Raw genomic sequence first — 24,682 nt, 5'->3', positions numbered from 1 at the left:
GCCGATTTTAGCATCGGGCTTACTGCATTCCGTCGTGCAACCCACACATAGCGTGCCAGCGTTGCGGCTTCACAGCGCGTCCAATGGCACGATCGGCACGGTGCCGCTGTCGGGCATGGCACAGGGTTCGTCGTCGAACGCGATGTCGCCGTGCGGATCGGCCACGCCCGTCGCGCGTAGCTCGGCGAACGGAAACAGCCGATGATCCATCAGGTGCGACGGCACGACGTCGGCCAGTGCACTGAACATGTTGTCCACCCGTCCGGGGAAGCGCTTGTCCCATTCCTGTAGCAACATCTTCATCTCGGCGCGCTTCAGGTTCGGCTGGCTGCCGCACAGATTGCATGGGATGATGGGAAATTCACGCAATTGCGCATATTTCTCCAAATCATGCTCCTTCACATAGGCAAGCGGCCGGATCACGATGTGCTTGCCATCGTCGGACTGCAGCTTCGGTGGCATGCCCTTGAGCTTGCCGCCGTAAAACATGTTTAGCAGCACGGTCTGCAGAATATCGTCGCGGTGGTGGCCAAGCGCGATCTTGGTCGCACCCAACTCACCCGCGACGCGGTATAGGATGCCGCGCCGCAGCCGCGAGCACAGCGAGCACGTCGTCTTACCCTCGGGCACGAGGCGCTTGACGATGCTGTACGTGTCCTGATTCTCGACATGAAACGGCACGCCGCGTGCCGCGAGATACTCGGGCAGCACATGCGCGGGAAACCCGGGCTGCTTCTGATCTAAATTGACCGCGACAATGTCGAAATCGATCGGCGCTCGCTCGCGCAGCCGCAGCAGGATGTCCAGCAACGCATAGCTGTCCTTGCCGCCGGACACGCAGACCATCACCTTGTCGCCGGCCTCGATCATGTTGTAGTCAGCAATGGCCTGGCCGGTCTGCCGGGCCAGCCGCTTGAACAGCTTGTTGTTTTCGTAGGCCTGTTTCTGCTCGCGACGGGTCAAGACCCGCACGCCGGTCTCGGGTGCATGCATGTCAGGCTTCCTTGATACGGATGACTTCGACGCCCACCGACTCGCAATCGGAGTAGACGTCCGGCTTCTCGGTCGATACGCGCACCGCTCGCACTTTCGGATGCGCCAGCATCGCGGCGGCAACGTCATCGCAAAACGTTTCTTGTAAATGGACGTGCCCGCGCGAGACCCGTTGGGCAATGGTCGAGCGCATGAAATCGTAGTCCACGACTTCGGCCAGCTTGTCGGCGCGCGGCGTCGATTCGGCCAGCGGCACGAACAGGTCGATGTTGACGATGACGCGCTGCTCGGCGCGTTTCTCGAAATCATGCACGCCAATGTTGATGTAAAGCTCGTAGTTGCGCAGGAACAGGCGTCGACAGTCTGCGAGGCTCGGGTGCGAAAGGGCGGAGAGCATGGGCGATCCAGTCAAAAGTGGGGGCAGTGGCCGCGCGACACGGCTCGGCCCGGCAGTAGGCACGCACGCATCGCGCTCACGCACCCGTCATAAACATCACGTCGCGCGGCGACGGCACGAGGTGCTGGCCGCCATCGACCAGCAGCGTCGCACCCGTCACACCGCGCGCGTCGGCCAGGTAGCACACCGCCTCGACCACGTCGGCCGGCGTCGATGCGCGTCCAAGCGGCGTGCGCCGATGCGCGTCGACAAAGCTTTCATCGGTCTGACTACCGGAGCGCAGCGTAAGTCCGGGCGCGACGGCCACGACCCGCAGCTTCGGCGCGAGCGCCTGGGCCAGCGCCACGGTGGCCGCCTGCAGCGCGGCTTTCGTCAACGTATACGACAGATAGTCCGGATTCATGTTGTACAGCTTCTGGTCGAGCACGTTGATGACCGAGCCGCGCAACGTCTCGTCGTCGCGCGCCGCCTCCGGCATCGATTCGTGCAGTGCCCGCGCAAGCGTTAGCGGCGCGCCGACATTGATCGCCGTCATGTTCAGCAATTTGCCGTATCCGAACGTGGCTGCCGTATCCTCGTCAAACAGCGACGCGTTGTTCACCACGCATTCGATGCGCCCGAGCGCGGCGATGCTATCAGGCACCAGGCGCCGCACCTGCGCCTCGTCGGCCAGATCGGCGCGCAACGCGACAGCACGCCGGCCCAGCGCCTGGATGTCGGCGACCAGCGACTGCGCGTCGGCCTCGGACGTATGGTAGTGGAGTGCAATGTCCCAGCCTCGCGCGGCCATGCCGAGCGCCAGCGCACGGCCGATGCGCCGTGCCGCGCCGGTTACCAGTGCGGCACGGCGCGCGGGCGGCGCACAAGAGGGGGAAGCCGGATGCTGACCGGCGCACGACGGGTCGCTCATTTACAATGCCGGAATGAAGCCGAATACGACGCAACCTAATAGTTTACCTGTTCCTGGCGATACCGCGCTCGCCCATTTGCGCGCGTTAGTGCAGCACATCGCCAAGCAAATCTGCGCGGCCGGAGGCTGGCTGCCATTCGATCGGTACATGGAACTCGCGCTCTATACACCGGGCCTGGGTTACTACAGCGGCGGCTCGGTCAAGTTCGGCCGCGGCCCCGACGACGGTAGCGACTTCATCACGGCACCGGAACTCTCGCCGCTGTTTGCGCAGACGTTCGCCAAGCCGGTGGCCGACGTGCTCGGCGCCACCGGCACGCGTCATGTCGTCGAATTCGGGGCGGGAACCGGTAAGTTCGCCGCCGGCCTGCTGCGCACGTTGCATGCGCTCGGTGTCGGGTGCACGCGCTACACGATCGTGGAATTGTCCGGCGAGCTGCGCGCGCGTCAGCGCGAGTGCATTGCGCAGACGGCACCGCAGTTCGCCTCCTGCGTCGAATGGATCGATGCGCTGCCCGAGCGCGTGGATGGCGTGATCGTCGGCAACGAGGTGCTGGACGCCATGCCGGTGCGACTGTTCGCGCGGCAGGATGGCTGCTGGCATGAACGCGGCGTCACTTTGGCGGATGCGAGTCGCTTTGTGTTCGCCGACCGGCCACTGGCCGCCACCGCTGTGCCGGCCACACTGGCGTGCGTCCCTGGCCGGCACGACTACGTGACCGAGACACACGAAGCGGCAGCCGCGTTTGTGCACACCGTGTGCTCGGCGCTCGGCCGCGGCGCCGCGCTGTTCGTCGACTATGGTTTCCCGGCCGCTGAGTATTACCATCCGCAGCGCACGGAGGGCACGCTGATGTGCCACTACCGGCACCGCGCACACGGCGATCCGTTCCTCTACCCCGGCTTGCAGGACATCACCGCGCATGTGCAGTTCAGCGCCATCGGGCAGGCAGCCCGCGACGCGGGCGCGCATTTGCTCGGATACACGTCGCAAGCGCGCTTTCTGATGAACGCGGGCATTACGGACTCGCTTGCGCAACTGGATCCGGCTGACCCAGCCCGCTTCCTGCCTGCGGCCAATGCGGTACAGAAGCTGCTGTCCGAGGCGGAGATGGGCGAGCTGTTCAAAGTAATTGCGTTTTGCCGTGGCTTTGATGGCGCACTGGACGCGTTTGAGCGCGGCGACCGTTCGCACATGCTGTGACCCCTGAGGCTGGCCTATCCATGTTCCGCTGGCTGCTCACCACCTTCATTGCAACCGCGATCCTCAGCGCGAGTTGGCCCTGGCTCGCCCGCCTGGGCATCGGTCGCTTGCCCGGGGACTTCACGCTCAGCTGGCGCGACCGCCGCCTGCCGTTGCCATTCATGTCAACGCTGCTGTTGACGCTGCTGGGCTCGCTGCTCGTGCGGCTGCTCTAGCCGCCGCGCGGCGCGCGGCCCGGGCAGCGTCAGAAACCGATCGAGCGTCTGTGTGCGTGGCGATCGAGTACCACGTCGTGTGCGCTCACCGCATTGCGCCCCGCCAGCCGCGCATTGCCGAAGCCGTGTACGATGGCGCGCCGCATCGCGCGCGGCGACAAGGTGGACAGCACGTCCAGCGGCGCCTCTTCGAGCGCTGGCGGAAAACGCGCGCCCCATGCGTGCGATTCGCGGATCTCCGAGTAGATCGACTGGGCAATACGGCGCGCGCCATCGCGATCCGGCGCCGGGATCTCATAGACGTTCATCCGGTTTAGGATCGGCTCCGGAATGCGATGCACGTCGTTGGCCGTGGCCACCCAAAGAACACTGGATGCATCGATGGGCACTTCGGCAAACTCGTCGATGAACGACTGCGCGGTGTCGTGCTCGAGCAGCGCATACAGCGCGCCGAGTGGATCGTACTGTGCATCGCCGCCGGCCTTGTCGATTTCGTCGACCAGCACCAGCGGGTTCGCATAAGCGCCGTTGACCAGCGCATCGAAGACCTTGCCTGGCTTGGCGTTTTTCCACTGCGATGACGCCCCGGACAGGATCCAGCCCGCCGTGAGCGAGCTCATCGCGACATAGTGATAGCCAGTGCCGACCAGGCGCGCGAGTTGCCGGGCAAAGTGCGTCTTGCCGATGCCGGGTTCGCCCAGCAGGAGCATGGGCATCAGTTCGAGCCTGTCGTCGGTCTCGGCCACCAGCGCAATCTGCTTGCGCACGTCCTCCAGCGGCTCGTTAAAGTTCGGGGACTCGTCAAGGAGCGCATCGATTGACGGCAACCGGTTGGGCTTGACGCAAAAGCGCAATGCGCCAACTTTCAGCATTTTCTCGTAGGTGCTTCGCAGCGCCTCGCTGGCGCCATCGGACAAGTCATGCAAGGCCGTCTCGACCTGGGTTAAGTCATACGATCGGCTTGAATGCCGCCACCGCGATTTCCTGCCTGACCATAGCGGTAGTCATATTCACCTCCTCTGCTGCCATGCCGCCCCGCGCGGCGCCAATTCAGTGTATCGGCGTCAATAAGTTGTGCAAGCTAGCAGTCGCGCGGCGCTGCTGCCAACGCCGCGTCGTGCCCGCGCGCGTGGCCAAACCCCGCTATCATGACTGTTTCGCGCATGCAGAACTTGGGCGCCGTGCGGAGCATGAACCCATCGTGGCGATCCAGGTCGGAATCCCTTATGACAAGTCTGTTGAATGCTCTTCGTCCCCTTGCCACAGGCGTGCTGCTGGCCTCGGCCGCCGCCATGGCATACGCGCAGGATGGCCCGCCGAAGGTGCGCTGGGATGTTGAAGTCGTGCAGGATGGGCGCAGCGTCGACCATTTTGGCGCAACGACCACGGTCGGCCAAGCGAAGTCGCAGACGCACAAGCGCAGCGTCGTGCATGAGAGCGGCTGCCAGAACCAACTGGTGACCAACATCAAGTTATCGCGCACGCTGACCGTGTCGCCGACCCACGTCGACGGCGACAAGGCAGTCCTGTCGCTGGACGTGCAGGAGATCTTCGAGGATCCGCGTGCCGCGCAGAGCGCCGACGGTTGTGCGCTGCCACCGCAGCCGCGCCGAGTCACCGCTGTCCATCCCGGCCTGGTCGTGCCGCCCGGGCAAACGGTATCGTGGAAGCTGGTGGACCATGGCCCGCAACTCATCTATCGCGTACAGGCGAGCATCGTGGACCAGTGAGCGGGTGATGAACTCGCGTGAAGATGGTCGAGCGATGCGACCCGACGATACCTTGCCTAGCGTGCCGTGCACCGGCGACAAGGAATTCATTGCCGTCAGTTGGAATTTGCACAAGGGCCGCTCGCCGCTCGGCCTGCAAGCATGGCAATCGATGCAACGCTGGATGCAGGCAACGCCGGCCGACGTGTACTTCCTGCAGGAGGCCATGGCGCGCCGGATGCCTGCGCCCGTGCTGGCCAGTAATGGCTTCGGCGAGCCACTGCAGGGCGCGCTCACTGACGTATGGCAATGCCAGGCTACCGAAATAGCGCAAGCATTGCGCTTGCAGCTGACGCTCGGGCCAAACGTGTTCAAGCCATCGTGGCGACACGGCAATGCAATCCTGTCGCCGCATCCGCTCGACCTGGGCGGGCGCTGGGACATTTCCGCGCACCGCTTCGAAAAGCGGGGTTTGCTGGTGGCGCGCGCCACGCTTTACAACACGCCGGTCACGCTGCTATGCGTCCATCTGGCGCTCACCCGCCAGTCGCGATTGCGCCAGATGCACTGGATCGCGCATTGGATTGCCCGCGAAGCCGCAACCGGCCCATTGGTGCTCGCCGGCGATTTCAACGACTGGAAGAACGACTCAGAGCCGTTATTTGCCGAGATCGGTTTGCGTGAGGTGGCCTCGACGCTGGGCGAGGCCGGCAAGACGTTTCCTGCATTCTCGCCCGCGCTGGCGCTGGACAAGATGTTCGTGCGGGGCGTCACGCCAGTGCAATGGCTCGAGCCCGCGCCCCGCACCGCGTGGTTATCGGACCACTTGCCGTACATGGCGCGGCTGCGGCTGGACTACCTAGAGGCAGCCGGGTAGCGGATTATTGTTCGCGCACGTCACGCAGCAGCCGGTCCATGGTGGCGGCGCCCGAGTCCACCGTGGCCGATTAGCCAGGAGGGAGTTGGCCCTTCCAAGTGTGGATCGCAAAGTCAACCGCCTCACGACCAGAAAAGAGCATGCTGCGCGCATTACCCACGCTGAATGTCTTGACTGCCCCGCGGTCTTTCATTGCCCGGCCCACTGGCAGGAAATGTTCGGAGTCGAGAAGGGCAGGAGCCTCGTAGACTGCCCACCGCCTGACACCGTTCTCGAGGATCGGCGAGCCTTCCCGCGTTTTCGGTCTGTTCGGCCACGCCCGTTGCTCCGCTAGGTGGAGCAGCGTACAAACGTCGAAGTCTACGCCCAGAAGGAGAACACAGGCGTCTGCGTCATAAAGCTTGGCCAAGGGTGACCTTTCACCCAGCGGGCTCTCGAGTGCATGGTCGGCTGTGATCTGATCGGCTCGCGGCCCGATTGCAGCAAACGAGCAGGTGGGGTGCAAGCTGCGGCGGGCGCCGGGCCAAGTACGAAACAGCTCAGCCACGGCACCCATATTGCGAGTTGGCGTTGTCGCCGGATCGTACGCCGGCATTTCCTCGCGCAGGGTCTCCACCCAATTGGAGGGCACGGGCGGCGCTTCCCATTCTGCAGGATCGGTCAGATGGGCAGTGTGTGTTGGCATGACCAGCGTCCCGTTAGGCCCGATGCAGTCCATCAGCGCTTGAATGACGGCCACGGCTGCGCCTGCGACCCACCCAAGCGAGCTGAGGGACGAGTGCACGAGAATCGTACTGCCTGCCGTTACGCCCCCTTCTGCGAGCTGCCGAGCGAGACTCGATCGGGTTCGCGGTGCAGGGGTTTTTAGGATGAGGTTATGTTCGGTCATCACCGCATCCGTCAATCGAGGTGCGTCCTGGAGCACAGGCTGCTGACTAAGGTATTCATGCGCGTTCGGCCTGGACTGCGCACGGGCTTGAGACATCAGCGCGCCCAACGGCAACGCGAGTGCGCCCTTGAAGACGGATGACGTGAACGCGCGGCGGCAACCGCGAAAGAAAGGTCGTTTCATGCTCGGCTCCTGTGGTTGACCGTCCAACAGCACGACAATTTTATCTTGTCGCGATACCTGAGCATCAGATATCGCGCGAGCCATTGCAAGATCTGTTTTTGGCTCATGCCGGCGCGCGGAGCCGTGCCAGTTCCACTGCGCCATCGACGTCCGGGACTCCACTTCTGCATCGCGCCGACTTAGGCTATTTCGCAAAAACGATATATGCCGACCGATATCCGGCTAAAATTGCCGCCCATGAAAAAGTTGTTTTATGCCTTCGTGGTGCTCGTGTGCGCCACATCGTTTGTTGATGCAGCGCCGGTGCGTCTCGACAAGGCGACTGTTGACACGTATTTCTCGCCCAACGGCGGGGCCGGCGAAGCGGTCGCAGCGCTGATCGGCGGCGCAAAGCGCCGCGTATGGCTGGCCGGCTACGCGTTCACGTCGCCCGAGATTGCCAAGGCGCTGCGCAATGCGCGGGTGCGTGGCGTGCAAGTGCGAGTGGTGCTGGACAAATCTAACGAAACCGGAAAATACAGCGGGGCAACGTACCTGTCTAATGCAGGTATCGACGTGCGAATCGACTCCCAGTATCCAATCATGCACCACAAGTTCATCGTCGTGGATGACTTGGTTGCGTTCGGTTCGATGAACTTCACGCGAGCAGGTGATCGCAAGAACGCCGAGAACTTTAACGTGTTCCGTGGCGCGCCCGCCCTAACCAGCGCCTATGCTGCCGAGTTCGATCGGCTGTACGCGGAATCTAAGCCGTATCGGCGTTAAGCGGCGCAGCCGCGTGGTTGCTATGGAGACAGGGACCCATCGCGCGGCGTGCGTCACCGCCGCTATCGGCGCGCCCTTGTCCGAATATCGAATAAATTTGCCGTAACGCGGTAAAATAGCCTCTTATTCAATATTTTGGCCGGACCGTCGCGCGTGCCGGGCCCGACGGCCATCGATCCGATCGAGACACCATGAGCAACCTGACTCAACAAACCGTTCTCAGCGTGCATCACTGGACTGACACGCTGTTCAGCTTCACTTGCACGCGCGACCCGGGCTTTCGGTTCGATAATGGTCAGTTCACGATGGTCGGTCTGGAGGTGGATGGCAAACCGCTGCTGCGCGCGTACAGCCTGGCGAGCGCGAACTACGAGGAAAACCTCGAGTTCTTGAGTATCAAGGTGCAGGACGGCCCGCTCACGTCGCGGCTGCAGCACCTGAAGGTGGGCGACTCAATCTACATCGGCAAGAAGCCGACCGGCACGCTGGTAGTCGACAACTTGTTGCCTGGCAAGACGCTGTGGCTGCTATCCACCGGCACCGGCCTGGCTCCGTTCATGTCGGTTATCAAGGATCCGGACGTCTACGATCGCTACGAGAAGATCGTGCTCACGCATACCTGCCGTTTCGTCGACGAACTTGCGTATAAGGAGTACATCACCGAGCACTTGCCGCAGCATGAGCACATTGGTGAGCTGATCCGCGACAAACTGATGTATTTCCCGACCGTGACGCGCGAGCCGTTCCAGAATCGCGGCCGCATCACGGCGCTGATTGAAACGGGCGAATTGTTCGAGCGGCTCGGCGTACCGGCGTTCTCGGTCAACAACGACCGCATCATGCTGTGTGGCAGCCCGCACATGCTGCGCGACACACGGCAACTGCTCGATGGCATGGGCTTCACCGAAGGCAGCAATTCGGCTCCGGGCCACTATGTGGTCGAGAAAGCCTTTGTCGGCTGACACACCGGCCCGCGGCAAATCGTCGCCATCCTTGCCTCTCTATTGAGGAAATCACCGGAGCGGCTTTGCCGTTCTGGTTTTTTTCGTGCGCCCGGCAAAGCGCTGGCCTGACGAACAGGAAGCGGATACGAGGCAACGCATTGGGTGAGACAGCGTAAAAAGTCAAAGCCCGAAATTTGCCCCGCACGCGCGTCACGGCAGATGATGCCGCCGCCCCCGCAACAAGCCGAACTGCTGGCCGTCCAACCGCCCATATGACGAAACGTGCCGATAGCCGGTAACGGCAAGCAGTAAGACCGGTGACCGTGCGGGTGCACCGCCACATGCCGCCCATAGAAAAACGGCCTGCCTAGGTCGAAGTAGCGGGGCATCGGTCCGTCATGGTGACAACGTACAAATTTCCTACACGAGCGCGGTGCAAATCGGAATGCAATGTTATGCCGATGTTTCGTGCTGTAACAATATTAAGGGTTTGAAAAATTGCTCGAATTCCTCGCTCTCGCCTCGATAATGAAACTTCCGATCGCGATGTCGCGATCCGTCGGGCTGACCGCGACTGCGGCACGCCGGCGGCCCGATTCGCCGATTTTTTCCGCGTTGCCCACACGCAGCGCCTTTAACGAGGCGCAGGGCGATTTTTCGTAAGGAGAGCACGCAATGCGTATCGCACAAATCGCACCGCTGCACGAAGCCGTGCCGCCCAAACTCTATGGAGGCACCGAGCGCGTGGTGTCATACCTGACGGAAGGGCTGGTGGAGCTGGGGCACGATGTGACACTGTTCGCGAGCGGCGATTCGCGTACTTCGGCACGCCTTGAAGCGGCATGGCCCCGCGCATTGCGCTTGGACCCGTCCATTCGCGACTGGATGGCGCCGCATATATTGATGCTTGAACAGGTGCGCCGCGTGGCCCACGAGTTCGACATCTTGCATTTTCACCTCGATTATTTGCCGTTTCCCCTGTTCTCGCAGATCGACACCCCGTTCGTCACCACGCTTCACGGACGCCTAGACCTGCCGGAGCTGCAACCGATCTTCGACAGCTTCCCGCAGGCACACGTCATTTCGATCTCGGATTCGCAGCGCGGGCCGCTACCGCGTGCTGGGTGGGTCGATACCATCCATCACGGGCTACCGGAAAGCCTGCTCGTGCCGCAAACCGACATCAAGCCGACGTACTTGGCGTTCCTGGGCCGCATCTGCCCGGAAAAGCGCGTCGATCACGCGATCCGCATCGCCGCACAGGCCGGTCTGCCGCTGAAAATCGCCGCCAAGGTCGACAAGGTCGATCGCGAATACTTCAAGAGCGAAATCGAGCCCCTGCTCTCACTCGGCGATGTCGAGTTCATTGGCGAAATCAACGAAGCACAAAAGCCGGCTTTCTTGTCCGGTGCGAAGGCGTTGTTGTTCCCAATCGACTGGTGCGAGCCGTTCGGGCTGGTCATGATCGAATCGATGGCATGTGGCACGCCGGTGATCGCTTTCAACCGCGGCTCAGTGCCCGAGGTGGTCGAGCACGGCGTAACCGGCTTCATTTGCGAAGATGTCGACGGCGCGGTAACCGCGTTGTCGCAGGTAGAGGCGCTGTCTCGCAAACAAATCCGCGCGCGCTTCGAGCAGCGCTTCACGGCGCGGATCATGGCACAGCATTACGTCGACGCGTATGCGTCGCTGGCACGCGGCGCGCGCCAGCCGATGCTGCGCAAGGTCGCGACCGGCTGACAGAGGCGCCCGCGTGGCGTCACGGGATTAAGAAACGCTCACGGTTCTTGCCCGCGATCCATTTGGGCGGCTTGCCGCAGTCGCTCCATGTTTTGCCGGTGCGCAGGCCCTGATACTCGCGCTGCGGCGCGAACAATGCGCGCAAATGGTGGGCGACACCGGCCTCGAAATTGTTGCCGATGCGCGGGACATGGGGTAGCCGCGCGATCAATCCGGGATTGGCGTTGCCCATCATGAACGGGTGTCCGACCGACTCCAGCATGTCGATGTCATTCATGTTGTCGCCGAACGCAATGCACCGTTCGGCGGGTAGGCCAAGCTGCTCGAGCACGAATGCCAGCGCACGTCCCTTCGACACGCTGGCGGCCATCACCTCGAGGCAATCGGGCAGCGAATACGTCACGTACAACGCATCACCGAAATGCCAAGCCAGGTTACGCTCGACCACGCCCAGGTCAGCGGCATCCCCGATGTACAGTACCTTCGCCACTCCTTGACCATCATGTGTCGCGAGGTTGGCCACCTCGTAGCGAAATCCGGAATCCTGATGGAACGCCAACAGCTGAGGCGCTTCGCGATCGATCAGCCATGCATCGTCGACAAACAAGTTGACGATGACACGGCCGTGCGTGCCGGCGATATGGGGCGCCACCAGTTGCTTGACGATATCCGGGGGTAGGTCGTGCGCGTGGAGGCGGTTGTCCCGCGCATCGTGCACACGCGCGCCGTTGGAAGTGACCAGATACGGCCGGATGCCGAGCCGGTCGCGGATCCCTGCCACGTCGCGGAAATGCCGCCCGGTTGCGATCACGAAATGCAGGCCATGCGCTTGCAACTCTTGCAGCGTGGCGACAGTAAACGGATCGACCTGGTGATCGCTATCGAGTAGCGTGCCGTCCAGATCAGTGGCAATGACTTGGTACATAGATAGGTCACTGAGAGCAAAGCACGCCGGCGCGATACGGCCATGCACGCATGGCGCGCGGGCGAGCCGCGCGCGAAACGCGCTAAAGCATACCACTTTAACGTCACTTCAACGCGGCACGCTCGACGATTGTGCAACGGCCATCGACGCCAGGTGCAACGCGCCATCGACCGAATCTCCGGCCGGCGGTACGAGGCGCGCCCTCACCTCGGCTCCGACATATTTCGCCATCGGCAACGCCAGACCGCCACACCTCGGACCCCACATCATCGACGCCCAGACGACAAACGGCCCATGTCCGGTGGACATGGGCCGTTTGAATCGATGCGATGCGCCTGGGGGCGGACCGGCAAGCCGTTTAGTGGAGCTTCTTCGGCAGTTGCTGGCTACGCAGGCGACGCTGCAGGCGCTTGACCGCGGCGGCCTTCTTGCGCTTGCGCACAGCCGTCGGCTTTTCGTACGACTGGCGCTCGCGCAACTCAGCGATCAGGCCATTGCGCTCGATGGTCCGGCGAAAGCGGCGGATCGCCACTTCGAACGGCTCGTTTTCCTTGATAACAATCGTGGTCATGTTGTCCCTGGCTAGTTCAATACGTTCATCGCCCTGTCGCCTTGCATCGCCACTTCCCACCCCCCGCTTACGCAACGACGCGTCGACACGGAGAGGCCCAATGGACACCACAGCCGTATTGACGCGCCCGGAAAACCGGACTACAACTGCGCTGGCCGCACGATGGCGGGCCCTCAGGGAATACGGGGGGAAGCAAACGCGCAGGCGGGCGCGATGAGAAGCGGTGGAACACCGGAACAGGTCAACCGGGACACCCTTCTCACTTTAAAGCGAGGGAGAATAGCATAAACCGCCGCGTTTTTCCAGCGTCCCAGATGACACGCAGTGTGAATCATCGTCGCAACAATCGGCGCCGCTGTCGGTGTACGTCGGGCCGCCACGTCTGGATCGGGTACAGGCGGGCACGTGACCCCACTATTGCTTTTCCATGACGAGCAGAATGCTGGATTTATCGGGAGTCTGGACAAATATTTCCAGTTGCGTATCGCGCATCATGGCGAACCCGCTTGCCGGAGTATTCGGGTAGGCGCAACCGGCACCGCCATCAAAATTCAGCGTCGCGTCATAGACGTTACTGGACACGCGCGGCGCGAGCGTACCAGAAAACTGACACTGCTGTGCCAGGCCGGCGATTTCCCCCTTGGCGTCCACGGTGAAGCGCACGGCATCGAAATCGACTTGTGTTCCCCGGTGAGTCATCCCCACGCCGCAAAAGCTGCCGGTCGCGGCCACCAACGTCGCCCGGGCCCAGTGCGAATCGTAGCGCGCATTCAGTTGCGCCGTTCTGCCGTCCGCATAGGACGCCTTAGCCGCGATCGTTTGGCCAGCCGCGTACATGCCGCTCCAGGTCAGCGCCGTCACGCCCGGCTCGCCGTAGTTGTAGTCGATGCCGCTGCCCTGGGCGACTTTCCCGTCGATCGATGCGATCGTGCCCGCGACCACGCCGGCCAGCGCACTCGGTATGTCAGCCTTCATGTATCGCACATAGAAACGACCGTCGTCCAGCACCAGGATCCGGGCGGACTGTTCGTTCCAGGTTCCCGAATACGGACCCGCGATAACCGTGGGCGACACCTGGCTACCGTCGCACGCCGCCACCGCCACACTCAATGCCCCTACCACCGCCATACTTGCTCTCATTTTTTCCTCACTTGTCGAGCGTCCACGTGTTTGCGACCGATAATTGCAAGAATTGAAAGAAGTCGACTCTAGAAAATGGCTGAATTGGCTTTACGTGCGGCTGTCCAGCGTAGTCATGCTCGCGCTACGGTACGCGGCGCGAAGACATTGCCGGCCAATTCGGTCAACCGAAGTAGCACGAGATCGCGCCAAGCGGTCCATAGTCGACGTTGAATGTATCGCCCTTGCAAGCCAGGCACGGCCGCGTGAACGAGCCGGCGAGTACCACGTGGCCTGGCTCCAGCGCGACGTCGAACGGATGCAGCTTGTTCGCCAACCACGCGACGCCGTTAGCGGGATGGTTCAGCACACCTGCGGCCACGCCGGTTTCCTCGATCGTACCGTTGCGCGACATGATCGCAGCAACCCAGCGCAGGTCGACGTCGCATGGCTTGACCGGCCGGCCGCCGAGCACCACGCCGGCATTCGCGGCATTGTCCGCGATCGTGTCGTACACCTTGCGCGGGCGCTTCGTGTCCGGGTCGATCGCGTGACTGCGCGCGTCGATGATCTCCAGCGCCGGAATCACGTAGTCGACCGCGTCGTAGACGTCGAACAGTGTGCATGCCGGACCGCTGAGTCGCTTACCCAGCACGAACGCAAGTTCAACTTCCACGCGTGGCACGATGAACCGATCGATCGGCACGCTCGAGCCTTCGCCGAAGAACATGTCGTCGAGCAGCGTTCCATAGTCCGGTTCGTCGATCTGCGACGAGTACTGCATGGCCTTGGATGTCAGGCCGATCTTGTGCCCCTTGACCATGCGTCCGCGCGCCAGCTTCTTGGCGACCCATGTGCGCTGAATCGCATAGGCGTCCTCGACGGTGATCTGCGGATATTCGAGCGAAATTTGCCGGATTGGCGTGCGCGAACGCTCGGCCTCGTCCAACTGCGTCGCAATGTGCTCAATGAGGGTCTCTTCCATGCGGCGTCCAGGATTCAGAAGGAGGTCAAGCTCACGCACGGCGGTACCGCGCATGGACGTTGTTATGCTTATAGGTGCCGGCTTCGCTGAATTCGACCACCTCCAGCGACAACGCCAGATAGCGCGTGGCGAACAGCGCAGCAAAATGGGCGTCGATCGCCGCGAACAGCGCATCGCATGCTTTTTTCTTCGTCGCCTCGTCGCGACCCGCGCCGATCTTCAGTGTCACATGGACGAACGCATCGTCGCCGCTGCCGTCGGCAATCCGATAGTCGTCCAGCGCGATCGCCCGCGAACGGATCCCGCCGATTGGGAACACCCCGCTTTGCGCAATCAGCGTGTTGTTGATCGTGGCGAGAAGCTCGCCAATGCGGGCATCGGCGCGCAGATTGGCCGTATATTCGACAATGACATGAGGCATCGATCCACTCCTGGGTCAACAGTCCGGGTCACCACGGCAGCGGAAAGATCGCATTGATCTGGCCGGTGCCGGAACTGGCGAAGTAATCGGTCACAATCTCGACCGGCTGGTCGTAGCGGTCCCAGCCGAGTAGCCCCAACAGCATCGCGGTGTCATGCATGCCGCCCTCGCCACGGCAATGGGTGTTGTACTCGGGGAGCATCTTGCAGAAGGTGGCGAAATCGCCCTGTTTCCACAACTGGACCACGCGCAGGTCTACCTGACGGAAAAACTCCCGGCTGATATCGTGAATCGACTCCTCCGGCGAACCGTTGTCGTTGAAGCGGTGCGACAGCGAGCCGCTCGCCAGAAACGCGACATTGGCGTCGCTGCGCGCGATCGCCTCCTTCAACGCTTGGCCGAAGCGCCGGCTCTCATCTAAGGTATGCCATGCGCATCCACCGGCGATCGACACGACCTTGAAGTGCTGGTCGCTGTTCATGTACCGCATCGGCACCAGCGTGCCGTATTCGAGCCCCAAGCTATCAACCTCGTGCGCGCGTGTGTGCACGCCGTACTCGGTCGCGGTCTGGGCGATCAACCGTCCCAACGTGGGATTGCCCGGATACGCATACGTCATGTCCTTGATAAAGTGCGGCAATTCGTTGCTCGTATACGTTCCCTGAAAACGGGCGTTGCAGTTGACGTGGTAGCCGGCATTGACCAGCCAGTGCACATCGGAAACGATAAGGGTATCGACGTTCAGCGCACGGCAGCGCTCGCCGATGATGCGATGGCCGTCGATGGCCGCCTGCCGGCAACCGTGATGCTTGCCGGGCAACTCGGACAGGTACATCGATGGCACGTGGGTGATCTTGGCTGCGAGCGAGAGCTTGCCCATGTCACACGCCCCATTTCGGAATGTGATGCGAACCCATCGAGATGCAGACGTTCTTGACCTCGGCGAATACTTCGAAGCTGTAATCGCCGCCTTCGCGGCCTGTTCCAGATTCCTTCGTGCCGCCGAACGGTTGGCGCAGATCACGCACATTCTGGCTGTTGACGAACACCATGCCGGCTTCAATGCCGCGCGCAAGCCGATGGACCTTGCCCACGTCCTGCGTCCAGATATATGACGCCAGGCCATACTTCACGTCGTTGGCCATCGCCAGCCCGTCGTCCTCATTGTCAAACGGGATCAAACACGCGACCGGTCCAAAAATCTCCTCCTGCGCGATCCGCATCCGGTTCTCGACATGAGCCAGCACCGTCGGACGGACAAAGTTGCCGTTGCGCAGGTGCGCGGGCAACCCCTGCGGCTTGTCCGCGCCGCCGGCGAGCACCGTGGCGCCTTCCTGCTCACCCAGCCGGATATAGCCGGTGACTTTTTCCCAGTGCGCCTGACTAATCATCGCACCGAGATGGGTTTGTTCATCCATCGGATCACCCACGATCAAATTATTTGCACGCTGCGCAAACTTATGCACGAAATCATTGTACACCGTGCGCTGCACGAAGATCCGAGAGCCGGCCGTACAGCGCTCGCCATTGATCGAAAAAATCGTAAACAGCGCCGCGTCCAGTGCACGATCCAGATCGGCATCGTCGAATATCAGCACCGGCGACTTGCCGCCCAACTCCATCGAAAACTTCTTCAGTCCGGCGCGCTCGATGATTTGCTTGCCAGTTGCGGTACCGCCAGTGAACGACACCGCGCGCACGTCGGGGTGACGCACCAGCGCATCGCCCGCGCTCGCGCCGTAGCCCTGCACCACATTGAACACGCCAGCCGGGATGCCAGCCTCGCGAGCCAGCAAACCGAGCTGGTCCGCGGTTAGCGGCGAGAGTTCCGACATTTTCAGCACCGCGGTATTGCCTAGCGCCAAACACGGTGCGCTTTTCCACGTTGCGGTCATGAACGGCACGTTCCACGGCGAGATCAACGCACAAACGCCGACCGGTTGGTACAGCGTGTAGTTCAGCATCTGATCATCGACCGGGTACGTGCGCCCGTTCATCTGCACGCAGACCTCGGCAAAAAAATTGAAATTTTCCGACGCGCGTGGAATCAGCTGTTTGCGGGTCTGCGCGATGGGCAAGCCCGTGTCGCAGGTTTCCAGTTGCGCCAACTGCGGCACGTTCTGCTCGATTAACTCGCCCAGCCTGCGCATCAGTCGCGCCCGCTCCTTGGCGGGCGTATTGGCCCACTTCGGAAACGCGGCCTTGGCCGCGGCCACCGCCAGCGCGACCTCGCGCTCGCCACCTCCGCAGACCACATCAATCGGCTCGCCGGTGGCCGGGTTACTTGTGACGAACGTTTGCGCGCTCTCCACCTGTTTGCCGCCAATCCAATGCTTGATCGTCATCTGTCCTCCCTGCAGCGCGGCGGCTGCGACCATGCGGCGCCGCATCGTTTCCGCCGCACTTTATGCCGCGGCATTCGGCCGCTATTGGTCGCATCCGTAATAGTGCCGCTCGGCGACAATCGTGTTGGCCAACCGGCCGATACCATCGATCTGCGTCACCACCTCATCGCCCGGCTGCGTGTCGGCCAACCCTTGCGGCGTACCGGTCAGGATCATATCGCCGGCATCCAGCGTCATGAAGCCGCTCAAGTACGCAATCAACGTCGGGATATCGAAGATCATGTCCCGCGTGTTGCCTTGCTGCGTCTGCTGACCGTTCACAAATGTACGCAGGGTCAGGTTCATCGGGTCGGGCACGTCGTCACGGTCTACCAGCCACGGTCCAAGCGGCGTGCACGTGTCACGGTTCTTCACACGCAGATTTGGACGATAGTAGTTTTCGAGGTAGTCGCGGACCGCATAGTCGTTGGCGACCATATAGCCGCGCACATAGTCGTACGCCTGCTCCTTCGGCACGTGGCGCGCGCGTCGCCCGATCACCACGGCAAGCTCGCACTCATAGTGCATGTATTGCACATCGGCGGGACGCACCGTGTAGGCACGATGGCCGACGAATGTATTGGCGCTTTTCAGGAACACCAGCGGCTCGTCCGGCGCCTTGAACGCAAGTTCCCGTGCATGGTCCGCGTAGTTAAGCCCGAGCGCGAACGTCGTGCGCGGCTCGATCGGCGGCAGCCATACCACGTCGTCGGCCGCGACGGTGCGTCCGGTGGCCAGGATCACGGTGTCACCAGCGCCCGGCGTGGCAAAATGAATATTGCCGTCAACGGCAACGCGGGCAGTCTTCATGTTGTAGCTTCCCTCACGAACCCGTTATGCAGCACGCCGATGCGCTCGATCTCGATCTCCACAGCATCGCCCGGCTGAGCACGCGGCGCATGCGGCGGCACGCCGAGCAGCAGCACGTCGCCGCGCTCAAACGACATGAACGCACTGACCTCTTCAATCAGGCGCGCCACGCCGCGGATCGCATCGCGTGTATTGGCCTGCTGGCGAACTTGCCCATTGATCCGCACCGTGATGTCCAAGGCGTTGGGCGTGCCAACATGCCCGGTGGGCACGATGACCGGACCCAGCGGGCAGAACCCGTCGCGAGCGTTGAACCGCACGGCCGGCCGGTACAGGCTTGAGTGTGGCACGCTGACATCGTTGACGACGGTGAAGCCGAGCACCGCATCGAGCGCATCGCGTTCTTTCACGCGCGTGGTGCGGCGCGCGAACACGATGCCCAGCGACGCACCAATTTCCAGCGAGTCGACCGCGGCCGCACAAGCGCCGGCATCGTCATGCGGCACTTGCACCCTGTCACCATCGCCGGCCAGCGTATTGGCCGGCTTGATATAGAGGACCGGGGCTTGTGGCGGCCGCTGGTACGGCGGCTGGTTCACCGCGTCGCCCAGCGCCTGCAGCACGCCGCGGAAATTCAATAACACGCCATAGACCGTCCCGACCTTGACCGATCCGGGTATCCTAGCGCCGACTGCGACATTCAGCTCCACGTGGCAATCCTTGTCACATCGTTCTATATGATTAATATATTAAATAGAATAGAACTTGGAAAGTCAATCCGAGCCTGCTACGCTCGGCGGCTACCACTGCATCATAAGTCACGAGCCGATCCTAACGCAGTCAATGAACCGGAGCGCTGCGATGAAAGCAACAACCCTTCTTCCGCAAGCGGGTACAAGCAGAACGAGCGCTTTAAGCGCGGCTTGGCGGGGCGCACCGAGGCTCGGCGATTACACATTCGCGCGGGCACAGGATAATGACGATGCGCCATTGCAACTCGAGCAAAACGACGTGCAATGACGTCCCGCCCGCCGGACGCCCGGCCCACTATCACAACGACATGAGGACATCGAGATGCCCGCCACCCCCGCGACGGATCGTTATTCCAAACCCGCTATTCTCTTGCATTGGGCGATTTTCTTGCTTGTTGCCCTCGCCTATGTCGCGATCGAGGTACGCGGCCCGAAGGGCAGCGACAGCCGCGCGTTTTGGAATACGATTCATTTCTATTCCGGCTCGCTGGTGCTGGCCCTCGCATCGCTGCGGTTGCTCTGGCGCCTGTGGCATGGGGTGCCCGCGGAGGTCGAGTCGACGCGCATACTGATGTTCCTTGCGCGCGTCGTACACTTGGCGCTGTACCTGTTCATCTTCACGCAGCCACTGCTCGGCATCCTGATGGTCAACGCCGGCGGCAACCCGGTCTCGCTGCCGGTCATCGGGCTGGATATCCGGCTGATCGGCGCGGATCCCATCGCGCGACCACTGCTTAAGGCAATGCATGTGTTCATCGGCAATCTGTTCTACTGGGTGATTGGACTGCATGCGTTGGCCGCGATCGGTCGTCACGTGTTGTTGCGAGACCGAACGCTGCGTCGGATGCTGTAGCCCATAGCCGCGCGCGGCCGGCGCGGCGCACCGGCCGTCAGTTTAGACGGCGACGACGCAACGCGCGTCGAACGGCGAATTTTCCCATTGCCGTTCGGCCGGCACCCGAGCTTGTCGACGGTTCAGCGCATAGCCACGGGAGGGCGTGAGCACGCGGCACCGGCCAACGCTATAGTCAAACGAATCGTGCACGTGTCCGTGTATTCACAGGTCCACCCGATCGAGCAGCGGCGTGAGGTCTGGAATAAAAGCCGCATTCGCCAGGTTGCCATCGTAGCGCGGATGGATTGACTGCCGGTGCGGACCATGATGCGTGACGACGACCGTCTTGCCGTCGAACGGTTCGAGCAATGCCTGCTGCAGCCATTCGAGGTGAAGATCTGAGGCGATTTGCAAGCGCATGGTCGTAGGCTCGGATCGGGTGCTCGCGAATAAGCGTTTCCGTCGTCAACCCACGCTGGTGCGGGACGTTGTTCCAGCGAACGGCAGGCGTACCCCTGTCTATTCGCAGGCCATCGGGCACGTGCACCGCAACGCGGACTTGCATATCCCCGACCTGGACATGCTCTCCAGCTACTGCGCCGACTGGTCCTTGCGTACGCTGCTCAATGAAGGCCTCAATGGTGTGCCCGTTGGGCATCCGTTCGGGTGAACCGTCGTGCCGGCGCCGAAAAGATGGCATCCTCGGTCGCCGGCGCGCGCCTGCGTCGCGCCGCCCAGCAGATAGTCAAGCAGCTCGCGTACCGGACGGATTGCGTGGCCAAACGGCAAGGTTTCCGAGCCGCGAAAGAACAACCCGCGCTCGATGTTACCCGAGAGCGCATGGGCCAGCCTCATATCAATGCAAAACTGCCCATGCTTGCCAATGCCATCGCGCAGCCCGCACTGCTGCAGACAGTCGAATCCGACCGTGCATCGCCGCGGCTTGGCGGCCCGCTGCAGCTTCTGTTCCTTCTCAAGATAGCTGGCCAGCCACGGCGTGCGCACGGCGCGCGCAGGTAAGCCGGCCACGCTCATGAACGTCACGATGTCCTCTGGCTTTGCCTCGGCCAGCACCTTTTTGAAATTCGGATGCGCGTCGCCTTCTTCCGTCACCGCGAATGCGGTTCCCAGTTGCACGGCGCTGGCGCCGAGGTCGAGCAGATGCCGGACCTGCTCGTGGCGGTGAATTCCCCCCGCGACAATCAACGGGATGTTCTCCGCTTCCAGCCCAAGCGTCTTAAATAACTCGCGTGCGCCTTCTAGCACCTGCTGGGACGCATAGTTCGGATGGTCCAGCCCGTCGAGCGTTGGCGCGCCGAGATGCCCGGCCGCATAACGAGGGTTCTCGATCACAATGGCGTCCGGCAGGCGGTTCCTGCGCATCCACTTCTTCAGCACCAGGCCGATACCGCGCGCATCCGACAGGATTGGGATCAACGCCACGTTCGGAAAGTCAGCGGTCAACTCCGGCAGGTCCAACGGTAGGCCCGCGCCAACCACGACCGCGCCCGCGCCGCTTTCACATGCCTGCGTGACGTACGATGCATATGAGGACACCGCGCGCATCACGTTGACCGCAACCAGGCCATTGCCCGAGGCTAGCTGCAATGCGGCCACCACTTCCCGACGCAGTGCCTCCAGATTCAGCGAATCGATCAGTTGCCGGTCGCGCGAGCGCCGGCTTTGCTCCATCAGATCCGGATGATGGCGGCGCAAATCTACACTCGAAATCGTGCCTACCGCACCGAGCGACGCGACGGTTCCCGCCAGACGATGCGCAGACACGCCCACGCCCATGCCGCCCTGTACGATCGGCAACAGTGTCCGGCCCTTGATCCTGAGGCGTTTGCATACGACATTTTGCACAAGCACGGTTGAACCTCTTGACGATGGCGGCAGCGCGCCCAAAATGGCAGTGTGCGGCAAACGCGGGTGGCACACTTTAATCTTCGTCAAGAAAACACCATGACACATTGCACGCGGCGGCATTGCTCCAAGGCCGGGCTGCACCACCAGGTCACGTGAATGCGATGTAGCACTGCGCGCACAGCCAGGGCTCGAACATGAAGCTGTCGTTGGCCGGGTCTTCGGTGACTTAGAGCGCGAATCATCCGTCCATCAGATCGGCGATGCAGTCGGAAGCTTCCACGTCGAAGTTCGAGTTGTGGATGTTTTCTTACAGGATCTATTCTCGGCCAATGCCGTCGCACGTGGTCTGCGTTGTATCCAATTACACCCGCCTGCCTTAGCCGTGCTATGTCGGCGACATCGAACCCGCATATTGACGATAGTACTGCTTTGGTGTACTGCTCGAGCGTGCGCGGTGCACCAACAATGCGTTATCCGCCGAAAATTTTACGGTCACGATTCACCGCCATGCTACACCGTACGTTTTCGTTTAGTTTGCAGATCGCATGTGCGATGACTTCAAGCCTTGCGCCACCGAGGTTATGAATACCGGGAGGGACACTCGGACACTGGAGCGCAGGATAACGAGGACTATGCCCGTGAGTGCTGGAGCTGATCATCGCGTCCGCGCTGGTCAAAATCTACAATCGAATAGGCTTGTCAATGGACTTTAATTTGCCCCCCGCTTCCGACAGTCCTCAGGTAGCCTTGTATGCGATGCACGGCCAGCAAGCAGGCCGCTTTGCAGCCGGCGCCCCGCCCGATGCTTCGCGCTTGACGGTCCTGAGCAGCCCGCGTGTGCGGCAACGCTCGACGACAGATTCACTGACTGACGCAACGGATTGCTCAGCAAACAGCTTGGCGTCGAACCAGACGAGCTGCCCGACGACGTACTATGACCTGCCGCCTGAAATCCTTCAGCAGGTGGCCGAACACGTGCCGCTTTGCGACATGGGCCAATTTTCGAGCACGGATAGGTGGACCTATAACACGCTGCAAGAAAAGCGGCTCAGTTGGCTCTGCTGCAAACGAGTTCATCTTGCGCGGGATCTGACGTCGATGCACCAATTGCTCGGTGAAATCGAGCGTATTCGCGCCGAGCCAGTGCTGCGCGCCGAACCGCTCAGCATGCTGTGGCCATGGATACTGGATTTACCGAAAGAACAACAGCCAACGGCGTTTCAACAAGTTTATGAGGCTGCAGGCCGTGTGCCGGAGCGAGGTGCACAGATACAAAAATACATGTTCGAATCTTTGTGCGATTTCTCGCCCGAGCAGCAATGCGCTTTGTACGATTTTGCGTATGCTGCCGCGCAGCGCTGGGGTGTCGAGCAAGGCAGCCTGTGGCCTGCCGTTGCATCACTGCTCAAAAGTTTGCGGGGCGACCCGCCGCGATTTTTGCGCGAGTACCGGGATTTTTTGGGCCGGCTTCCCGTATTGGACGCCGTCGATCAAGCTGACGTAATTGTGGAATTGGCAAGGCTGCTGCCTAGCATGCGCCGCTACAGCAATGACGTGAACGGGACACGCGCTGAGTATTGGGAGATATTGCTTCAATGGGTAGAGCGTCTACCAGCGTCGCACCGCAACGAGCCGATTATCGCGTTGGCCAACGCGATATGGCTGGTGCCAGGCGAGCAAAGGCCTGGTTACTATGCCAACCTGTGGCGCTGGACGCTGTCACTGCCAGACCACCAGTTGGGTCGCGTGCTACGCTATTTGCCGCACGCGTTGGCACTGCTGCCGCCGGCTTACCACGCGTATGAACTATCGCAGCTCGAACCTCTCCTTCAGCGTATGCCGCCCGCGCAGCGCACACAGGTGGCACTCGGATTGCTCAGTATGGTGCCGTTCAATACTGCGCTGTCAACGCAGATATGGCAACGCGCGCTGCGTCTGCTCGACGGTGCCTATGAAGTAGAAGTGCTGCACGTACTAGATGAAGCCGGCGCCCGGGTAGCCCCCCACCTGTCTGAACAGCAATGGGAAGAGGCAAAAGCCGAAATTTTAGTCTTTATCGAGCGCAACCGACTGAGCGAATGAGCCCGTATCCAGCTGCTTGACCTTATTTCGGTCTGACGTGGGGACGTAGCTACACTGTTTTAGTGGACTTCGTTTGCTGCTTTCGGATCGTTTAACAGGTGGCCACTTCGTCGCTCAAGGACATCAAGGTTTCTGATTTTTGCGCCATGGCACGGGTCAGCGTCGTGAGGCAGGGTGTCTTTTCGTTGGGGCCGTGGTTGTTCGGCCAAACGACGCTGCACGCGCAGCACGCGGTATGGCGCAAATTATGAAAAACTAAAAACCTGAACGGGGCGATTAGCATCAAAATTCCGACCAGTGCTTATTGGGACCACCTGTTTTCATTGCTTTTCGGGCAACGGTGCCCGATTTCTGCGTTGTTCCCAACATGGTGTTTTATAGTGCATCTGACCTCAAGCAGTGACTCGACCGCAGCAGCAGGTCTTTCTGAGTTCAGTGCGTAGCGATCTGAAGCGGCGTTGCGACAGGTGATCGACGAAGCGAACAATCCGCGACTGCATTTTGTCGAAAGCGATACGAGTCTTCGACAGACTGTCGGCTCACCAGCGTGGTCAATGCGGTGCAGAATTTCAGCGCAGTCATCCTATTGTGATGGACGGATTCAGCCGCTACCTGCTCGCACAACGCGTCAAGCACGTGTATAGCGCGTTGTGCTGAGGCAGCGCTACCCCAGTGAAGTGTTACGGCGCAAACTTGAACTGATGCCCGATCAATCCCCGTTCAAATCGACGGTCAATGTGATGCCATTTGACAGCAGACTGTCTTTTGGCCCATACACGGCGACAAATCACAATTTGTCAAACGGACCGGTCAACGATTGAATGATCGTTGTGACCTTTTCAAGTGTCAATACACTACGGATCGACTTTGAGGCAAACCCCGCTTGCTATACAGCAGATAAGTTCGCGACGCATCAACGTCGTTTTGTTAGACTGCTGAAAGCGTTTGTCGCTGATCTGGTACGGTCGGTCATAGACATTGATTTGCTCGATGCTTAAAAGTGACCACTGCACTCACCCAGCGTGGACATCGCTATGGCACCATATCGACTGATACCCCAACAGGACCGCAAGGCCGCCAAGAAACCGACGCGACAGCATAGG

24 protein-coding genes and 4 pseudogenes are annotated in these 24,682 nt (G+C 61.4%); 10 read left to right on the top strand and 18 right to left on the bottom strand.

Annotated elements, in window-relative coordinates; all coding sequences use genetic code 11:
• Window positions 1-69: 69 nt before the first annotated feature.
• The 3 genes from ttcA to RBRH_RS00980 all read right to left on the bottom strand — a co-directional run bounded on the left by ttcA (window position 70) and on the right by RBRH_RS00980 (window position 2,300).
• Window positions 70-993 (bottom strand): tRNA 2-thiocytidine(32) synthetase TtcA, encoded by a 924-nt coding sequence (gene ttcA / locus RBRH_RS00990; protein WP_013434014.1) that lies wholly within the window; start codon window positions 991-993, stop codon window positions 70-72.
• 1 nt (window position 994) lies between these two features.
• Window positions 995-1,390, bottom strand: a complete 396-nt coding sequence (locus RBRH_RS00985; RefSeq protein WP_041752966.1) for a dihydroneopterin aldolase — start codon at window positions 1,388-1,390, stop codon at window positions 995-997.
• A gap of 76 nt (window positions 1,391-1,466) precedes the next feature.
• On the bottom strand, window positions 1,467-2,300 hold the full coding sequence (locus RBRH_RS00980) for an SDR family oxidoreductase (protein WP_013434012.1): 834 nt from the start codon (window positions 2,298-2,300) through the stop codon (window positions 1,467-1,469).
• A 13-nt stretch (window positions 2,301-2,313) separates the two neighbouring features.
• Here RBRH_RS00980 and RBRH_RS00975 point away from each other — a divergent pair, with 13 nt between their 5' ends.
• The gene (locus RBRH_RS00975) at window positions 2,314-3,504 is read left to right on the top strand and encodes a class I SAM-dependent methyltransferase (protein WP_013434011.1); all 1,191 of its coding nucleotides are present in this window, start codon (window positions 2,314-2,316) and stop codon (window positions 3,502-3,504) included.
• A 20-nt stretch (window positions 3,505-3,524) separates the two neighbouring features.
• Window positions 3,525-3,719, top strand: coding sequence for a DUF2905 domain-containing protein (locus tag RBRH_RS00970; RefSeq protein WP_041752965.1), 195 nt, complete (start codon window positions 3,525-3,527; stop codon window positions 3,717-3,719).
• Between the two features lie 29 nt (window positions 3,720-3,748).
• Here RBRH_RS00970 and RBRH_RS00965 read toward each other — a convergent pair.
• Window positions 3,749-4,727: pseudogene (locus tag RBRH_RS00965) on the bottom strand (AAA family ATPase).
• Window positions 4,728-4,945: 218 nt separating this feature from the next.
• Between RBRH_RS00965 and RBRH_RS00960 the strand changes: the two are divergent.
• Complete coding sequence (locus RBRH_RS00960; protein WP_041752964.1) at window positions 4,946-5,449, top strand: hypothetical protein; 504 nt, start codon at window positions 4,946-4,948, stop codon at window positions 5,447-5,449.
• A gap of 34 nt (window positions 5,450-5,483) precedes the next feature.
• Window positions 5,484-6,305, top strand: a complete 822-nt coding sequence (locus RBRH_RS00955) for an endonuclease/exonuclease/phosphatase family protein (protein WP_041753984.1) — start codon at window positions 5,484-5,486, stop codon at window positions 6,303-6,305.
• Window positions 6,306-6,375: 70 nt separating this feature from the next.
• On the opposite strand, the gene RBRH_RS00950 is transcribed toward RBRH_RS00955, so the two are convergent.
• Window positions 6,376-7,377 carry an AAC(3) family N-acetyltransferase gene (locus tag RBRH_RS00950; RefSeq protein WP_232509315.1) on the bottom strand — a complete coding sequence of 334 codons (1,002 nt, stop codon included), beginning with the start codon at window positions 7,375-7,377 and terminating at the stop codon, window positions 6,376-6,378.
• Window positions 7,378-7,614: 237 nt separating this feature from the next.
• Between RBRH_RS00950 and RBRH_RS00945 the strand changes: the two genes are divergently transcribed.
• The 3 genes from RBRH_RS00945 (at window position 7,615) to RBRH_RS00935 (ending at window position 10,826) form a co-directional block, all read left to right on the top strand.
• Window positions 7,615-8,142, top strand: a complete 528-nt coding sequence (locus tag RBRH_RS00945; protein WP_041753982.1) for a phospholipase D family nuclease — start codon at window positions 7,615-7,617, stop codon at window positions 8,140-8,142.
• 191 nt (window positions 8,143-8,333) lie between these two features.
• Window positions 8,334-9,104, top strand: a complete 771-nt coding sequence (locus tag RBRH_RS00940; protein WP_013434004.1) for a ferredoxin--NADP reductase — start codon at window positions 8,334-8,336, stop codon at window positions 9,102-9,104.
• Between the two features lie 657 nt (window positions 9,105-9,761).
• Window positions 9,762-10,826, top strand: a complete 1,065-nt coding sequence (locus RBRH_RS00935) for a glycosyltransferase family 4 protein (RefSeq protein ID WP_013434003.1) — start codon at window positions 9,762-9,764, stop codon at window positions 10,824-10,826.
• Between the two features lie 19 nt (window positions 10,827-10,845).
• Here the strand turns inward: RBRH_RS00935 and RBRH_RS20015 are convergent.
• The 11 genes and pseudogenes from RBRH_RS20015 to RBRH_RS00885 all read right to left on the bottom strand — a co-directional run.
• Window positions 10,846-10,923 (bottom strand): annotated as a pseudogene (locus RBRH_RS20015) (H-NS family nucleoid-associated regulatory protein); the annotation flags it as partial.
• Between the two features lie 30 nt (window positions 10,924-10,953).
• Window positions 10,954-11,751: pseudogene (locus RBRH_RS00930) on the bottom strand (Cof-type HAD-IIB family hydrolase); the annotation flags it as partial.
• 108 nt (window positions 11,752-11,859) lie between these two features.
• Window positions 11,860-12,060: a hypothetical protein gene (locus tag RBRH_RS00925; RefSeq protein ID WP_013434001.1), complete on the bottom strand. Its 201-nt coding sequence runs from the start codon at window positions 12,058-12,060 to the stop codon at window positions 11,860-11,862.
• A gap of 49 nt (window positions 12,061-12,109) precedes the next feature.
• Window positions 12,110-12,322 carry a 30S ribosomal protein S21 gene (gene rpsU / locus RBRH_RS00920; protein ID WP_041752963.1) on the bottom strand — a complete coding sequence of 71 codons (213 nt, stop codon included), beginning with the start codon at window positions 12,320-12,322 and terminating at the stop codon, window positions 12,110-12,112.
• Window positions 12,323-12,736: 414 nt separating this feature from the next.
• Entirely contained in the window at window positions 12,737-13,462 is a 726-nt protein-coding gene (locus RBRH_RS00915; protein ID WP_013433999.1) for a hypothetical protein, read from the bottom strand.
• A gap of 163 nt (window positions 13,463-13,625) precedes the next feature.
• On the bottom strand, window positions 13,626-14,426 hold the full coding sequence (gene hpaH / locus RBRH_RS00910) for a 2-oxo-hept-4-ene-1,7-dioate hydratase (RefSeq protein ID WP_041753980.1): 801 nt from the start codon (window positions 14,424-14,426) through the stop codon (window positions 13,626-13,628).
• A 31-nt stretch (window positions 14,427-14,457) separates the two neighbouring features.
• Window positions 14,458-14,847, bottom strand: coding sequence for a 5-carboxymethyl-2-hydroxymuconate Delta-isomerase (locus tag RBRH_RS00905; RefSeq protein WP_013433997.1), 390 nt, complete (start codon window positions 14,845-14,847; stop codon window positions 14,458-14,460).
• A gap of 28 nt (window positions 14,848-14,875) precedes the next feature.
• A complete protein-coding gene (hpaD, locus tag RBRH_RS00900; RefSeq protein ID WP_013433996.1) occupies window positions 14,876-15,727 on the bottom strand; it encodes a 3,4-dihydroxyphenylacetate 2,3-dioxygenase in 852 nt (283 codons plus the stop codon).
• A 1-nt stretch (window position 15,728) separates the two neighbouring features.
• Complete coding sequence (hpaE, locus tag RBRH_RS00895) at window positions 15,729-17,192, bottom strand: 5-carboxymethyl-2-hydroxymuconate semialdehyde dehydrogenase (protein ID WP_041753979.1); 1,464 nt, start codon at window positions 17,190-17,192, stop codon at window positions 15,729-15,731.
• Window positions 17,193-17,273: 81 nt separating this feature from the next.
• On the bottom strand, window positions 17,274-18,041 hold the full coding sequence (locus tag RBRH_RS00890; protein ID WP_013433994.1) for a fumarylacetoacetate hydrolase family protein: 768 nt from the start codon (window positions 18,039-18,041) through the stop codon (window positions 17,274-17,276).
• Entirely contained in the window at window positions 18,038-18,751 is a 714-nt protein-coding gene (locus RBRH_RS00885; RefSeq protein ID WP_013433993.1) for a fumarylacetoacetate hydrolase family protein, read from the bottom strand. The genes RBRH_RS00890 and RBRH_RS00885 overlap by 4 nt, the downstream gene beginning before the upstream one ends.
• Before the next feature lie 364 nt (window positions 18,752-19,115).
• Between RBRH_RS00885 and RBRH_RS00880 the strand changes: the two genes are divergently transcribed.
• Window positions 19,116-19,646: a cytochrome b gene (locus RBRH_RS00880; RefSeq protein WP_013433992.1), complete on the top strand. Its 531-nt coding sequence runs from the start codon at window positions 19,116-19,118 to the stop codon at window positions 19,644-19,646.
• Between the two features lie 204 nt (window positions 19,647-19,850).
• Here RBRH_RS00880 and RBRH_RS16120 read toward each other — a convergent pair whose 3' ends face one another.
• Window positions 19,851-20,048 (bottom strand): metallophosphoesterase family protein, encoded by a 198-nt coding sequence (locus RBRH_RS16120; RefSeq protein WP_049786326.1) that lies wholly within the window; start codon window positions 20,046-20,048, stop codon window positions 19,851-19,853.
• A gap of 97 nt (window positions 20,049-20,145) precedes the next feature.
• Here RBRH_RS16120 and nrdD point away from each other — a divergent pair.
• Window positions 20,146-20,277: pseudogene (gene nrdD / locus RBRH_RS20010) on the top strand (anaerobic ribonucleoside-triphosphate reductase); the annotation flags it as partial.
• Here nrdD and RBRH_RS00870 read toward each other — a convergent pair.
• Entirely contained in the window at window positions 20,220-21,641 is a 1,422-nt protein-coding gene (locus RBRH_RS00870; protein ID WP_013433990.1) for an NAD(P)H-dependent flavin oxidoreductase, read from the bottom strand. The pseudogene nrdD and the gene RBRH_RS00870 sit on opposite strands and share 58 nt — an antisense overlap.
• A 558-nt stretch (window positions 21,642-22,199) precedes the next feature.
• Between RBRH_RS00870 and RBRH_RS00865 the strand changes: the two genes are divergently transcribed.
• Window positions 22,200-23,579, top strand: coding sequence for an F-box domain-containing protein (locus RBRH_RS00865; protein WP_157864309.1), 1,380 nt, complete (start codon window positions 22,200-22,202; stop codon window positions 23,577-23,579).
• Window positions 23,580-24,682: the final 1,103 nt, after the last annotated feature.

The sequence above is a fragment of the Mycetohabitans rhizoxinica HKI 454 genome, assembly GCF_000198775.1.
Lineage (GTDB): Bacteria > Pseudomonadota > Gammaproteobacteria > Burkholderiales > Burkholderiaceae > Mycetohabitans > Mycetohabitans rhizoxinica.
Note: the sequence above shows the minus strand (reverse complement) of the source record. Positions and strands in the feature narration are given on the sequence as shown.

Coding starts and splice junctions, on each gene's coding strand:
- RBRH_RS00975 (WP_013434011.1), top strand. CDS start 2,314: ATGAAGCCGAATACGACGCAACCTAATAGTTTACCTGTTCCTGGCGAT.
- hpaH (WP_041753980.1), bottom strand. CDS start 14,426: ATGGAAGAGACCCTCATTGAGCACATTGCGACGCAGTTGGACGAGGCC.
- hpaD (WP_013433996.1), bottom strand. CDS start 15,727: ATGGGCAAGCTCTCGCTCGCAGCCAAGATCACCCACGTGCCATCGATG.
- RBRH_RS00905 (WP_013433997.1), bottom strand. CDS start 14,847: ATGCCTCATGTCATTGTCGAATATACGGCCAATCTGCGCGCCGATGCC.
- rpsU (WP_041752963.1), bottom strand. CDS start 12,322: ATGACCACGATTGTTATCAAGGAAAACGAGCCGTTCGAAGTGGCGATC.
- RBRH_RS00945 (WP_041753982.1), top strand. CDS start 7,615: ATGAAAAAGTTGTTTTATGCCTTCGTGGTGCTCGTGTGCGCCACATCG.
- RBRH_RS00970 (WP_041752965.1), top strand. CDS start 3,525: ATGTTCCGCTGGCTGCTCACCACCTTCATTGCAACCGCGATCCTCAGC.
- RBRH_RS00890 (WP_013433994.1), bottom strand. CDS start 18,041: ATGAAGACTGCCCGCGTTGCCGTTGACGGCAATATTCATTTTGCCACG.
- RBRH_RS00960 (WP_041752964.1), top strand. CDS start 4,946: ATGACAAGTCTGTTGAATGCTCTTCGTCCCCTTGCCACAGGCGTGCTG.
- RBRH_RS00865 (WP_157864309.1), top strand. CDS start 22,200: ATGGACTTTAATTTGCCCCCCGCTTCCGACAGTCCTCAGGTAGCCTTG.
- RBRH_RS00955 (WP_041753984.1), top strand. CDS start 5,484: ATGCGACCCGACGATACCTTGCCTAGCGTGCCGTGCACCGGCGACAAG.
- RBRH_RS00935 (WP_013434003.1), top strand. CDS start 9,762: ATGCGTATCGCACAAATCGCACCGCTGCACGAAGCCGTGCCGCCCAAA.
- RBRH_RS00980 (WP_013434012.1), bottom strand. CDS start 2,300: ATGAGCGACCCGTCGTGCGCCGGTCAGCATCCGGCTTCCCCCTCTTGT.
- RBRH_RS00880 (WP_013433992.1), top strand. CDS start 19,116: ATGCCCGCCACCCCCGCGACGGATCGTTATTCCAAACCCGCTATTCTC.
- hpaE (WP_041753979.1), bottom strand. CDS start 17,192: ATGACGATCAAGCATTGGATTGGCGGCAAACAGGTGGAGAGCGCGCAA.
- RBRH_RS00925 (WP_013434001.1), bottom strand. CDS start 12,060: ATGTCCACCGGACATGGGCCGTTTGTCGTCTGGGCGTCGATGATGTGG.
- RBRH_RS00940 (WP_013434004.1), top strand. CDS start 8,334: ATGAGCAACCTGACTCAACAAACCGTTCTCAGCGTGCATCACTGGACT.
- RBRH_RS00915 (WP_013433999.1), bottom strand. CDS start 13,462: ATGAGAGCAAGTATGGCGGTGGTAGGGGCATTGAGTGTGGCGGTGGCG.
- ttcA (WP_013434014.1), bottom strand. CDS start 993: ATGCATGCACCCGAGACCGGCGTGCGGGTCTTGACCCGTCGCGAGCAG.
- RBRH_RS16120 (WP_049786326.1), bottom strand. CDS start 20,048: ATGCGCTTGCAAATCGCCTCAGATCTTCACCTCGAATGGCTGCAGCAG.
- RBRH_RS00950 (WP_232509315.1), bottom strand. CDS start 7,377: ATGAAACGACCTTTCTTTCGCGGTTGCCGCCGCGCGTTCACGTCATCC.
- RBRH_RS00985 (WP_041752966.1), bottom strand. CDS start 1,390: ATGCTCTCCGCCCTTTCGCACCCGAGCCTCGCAGACTGTCGACGCCTG.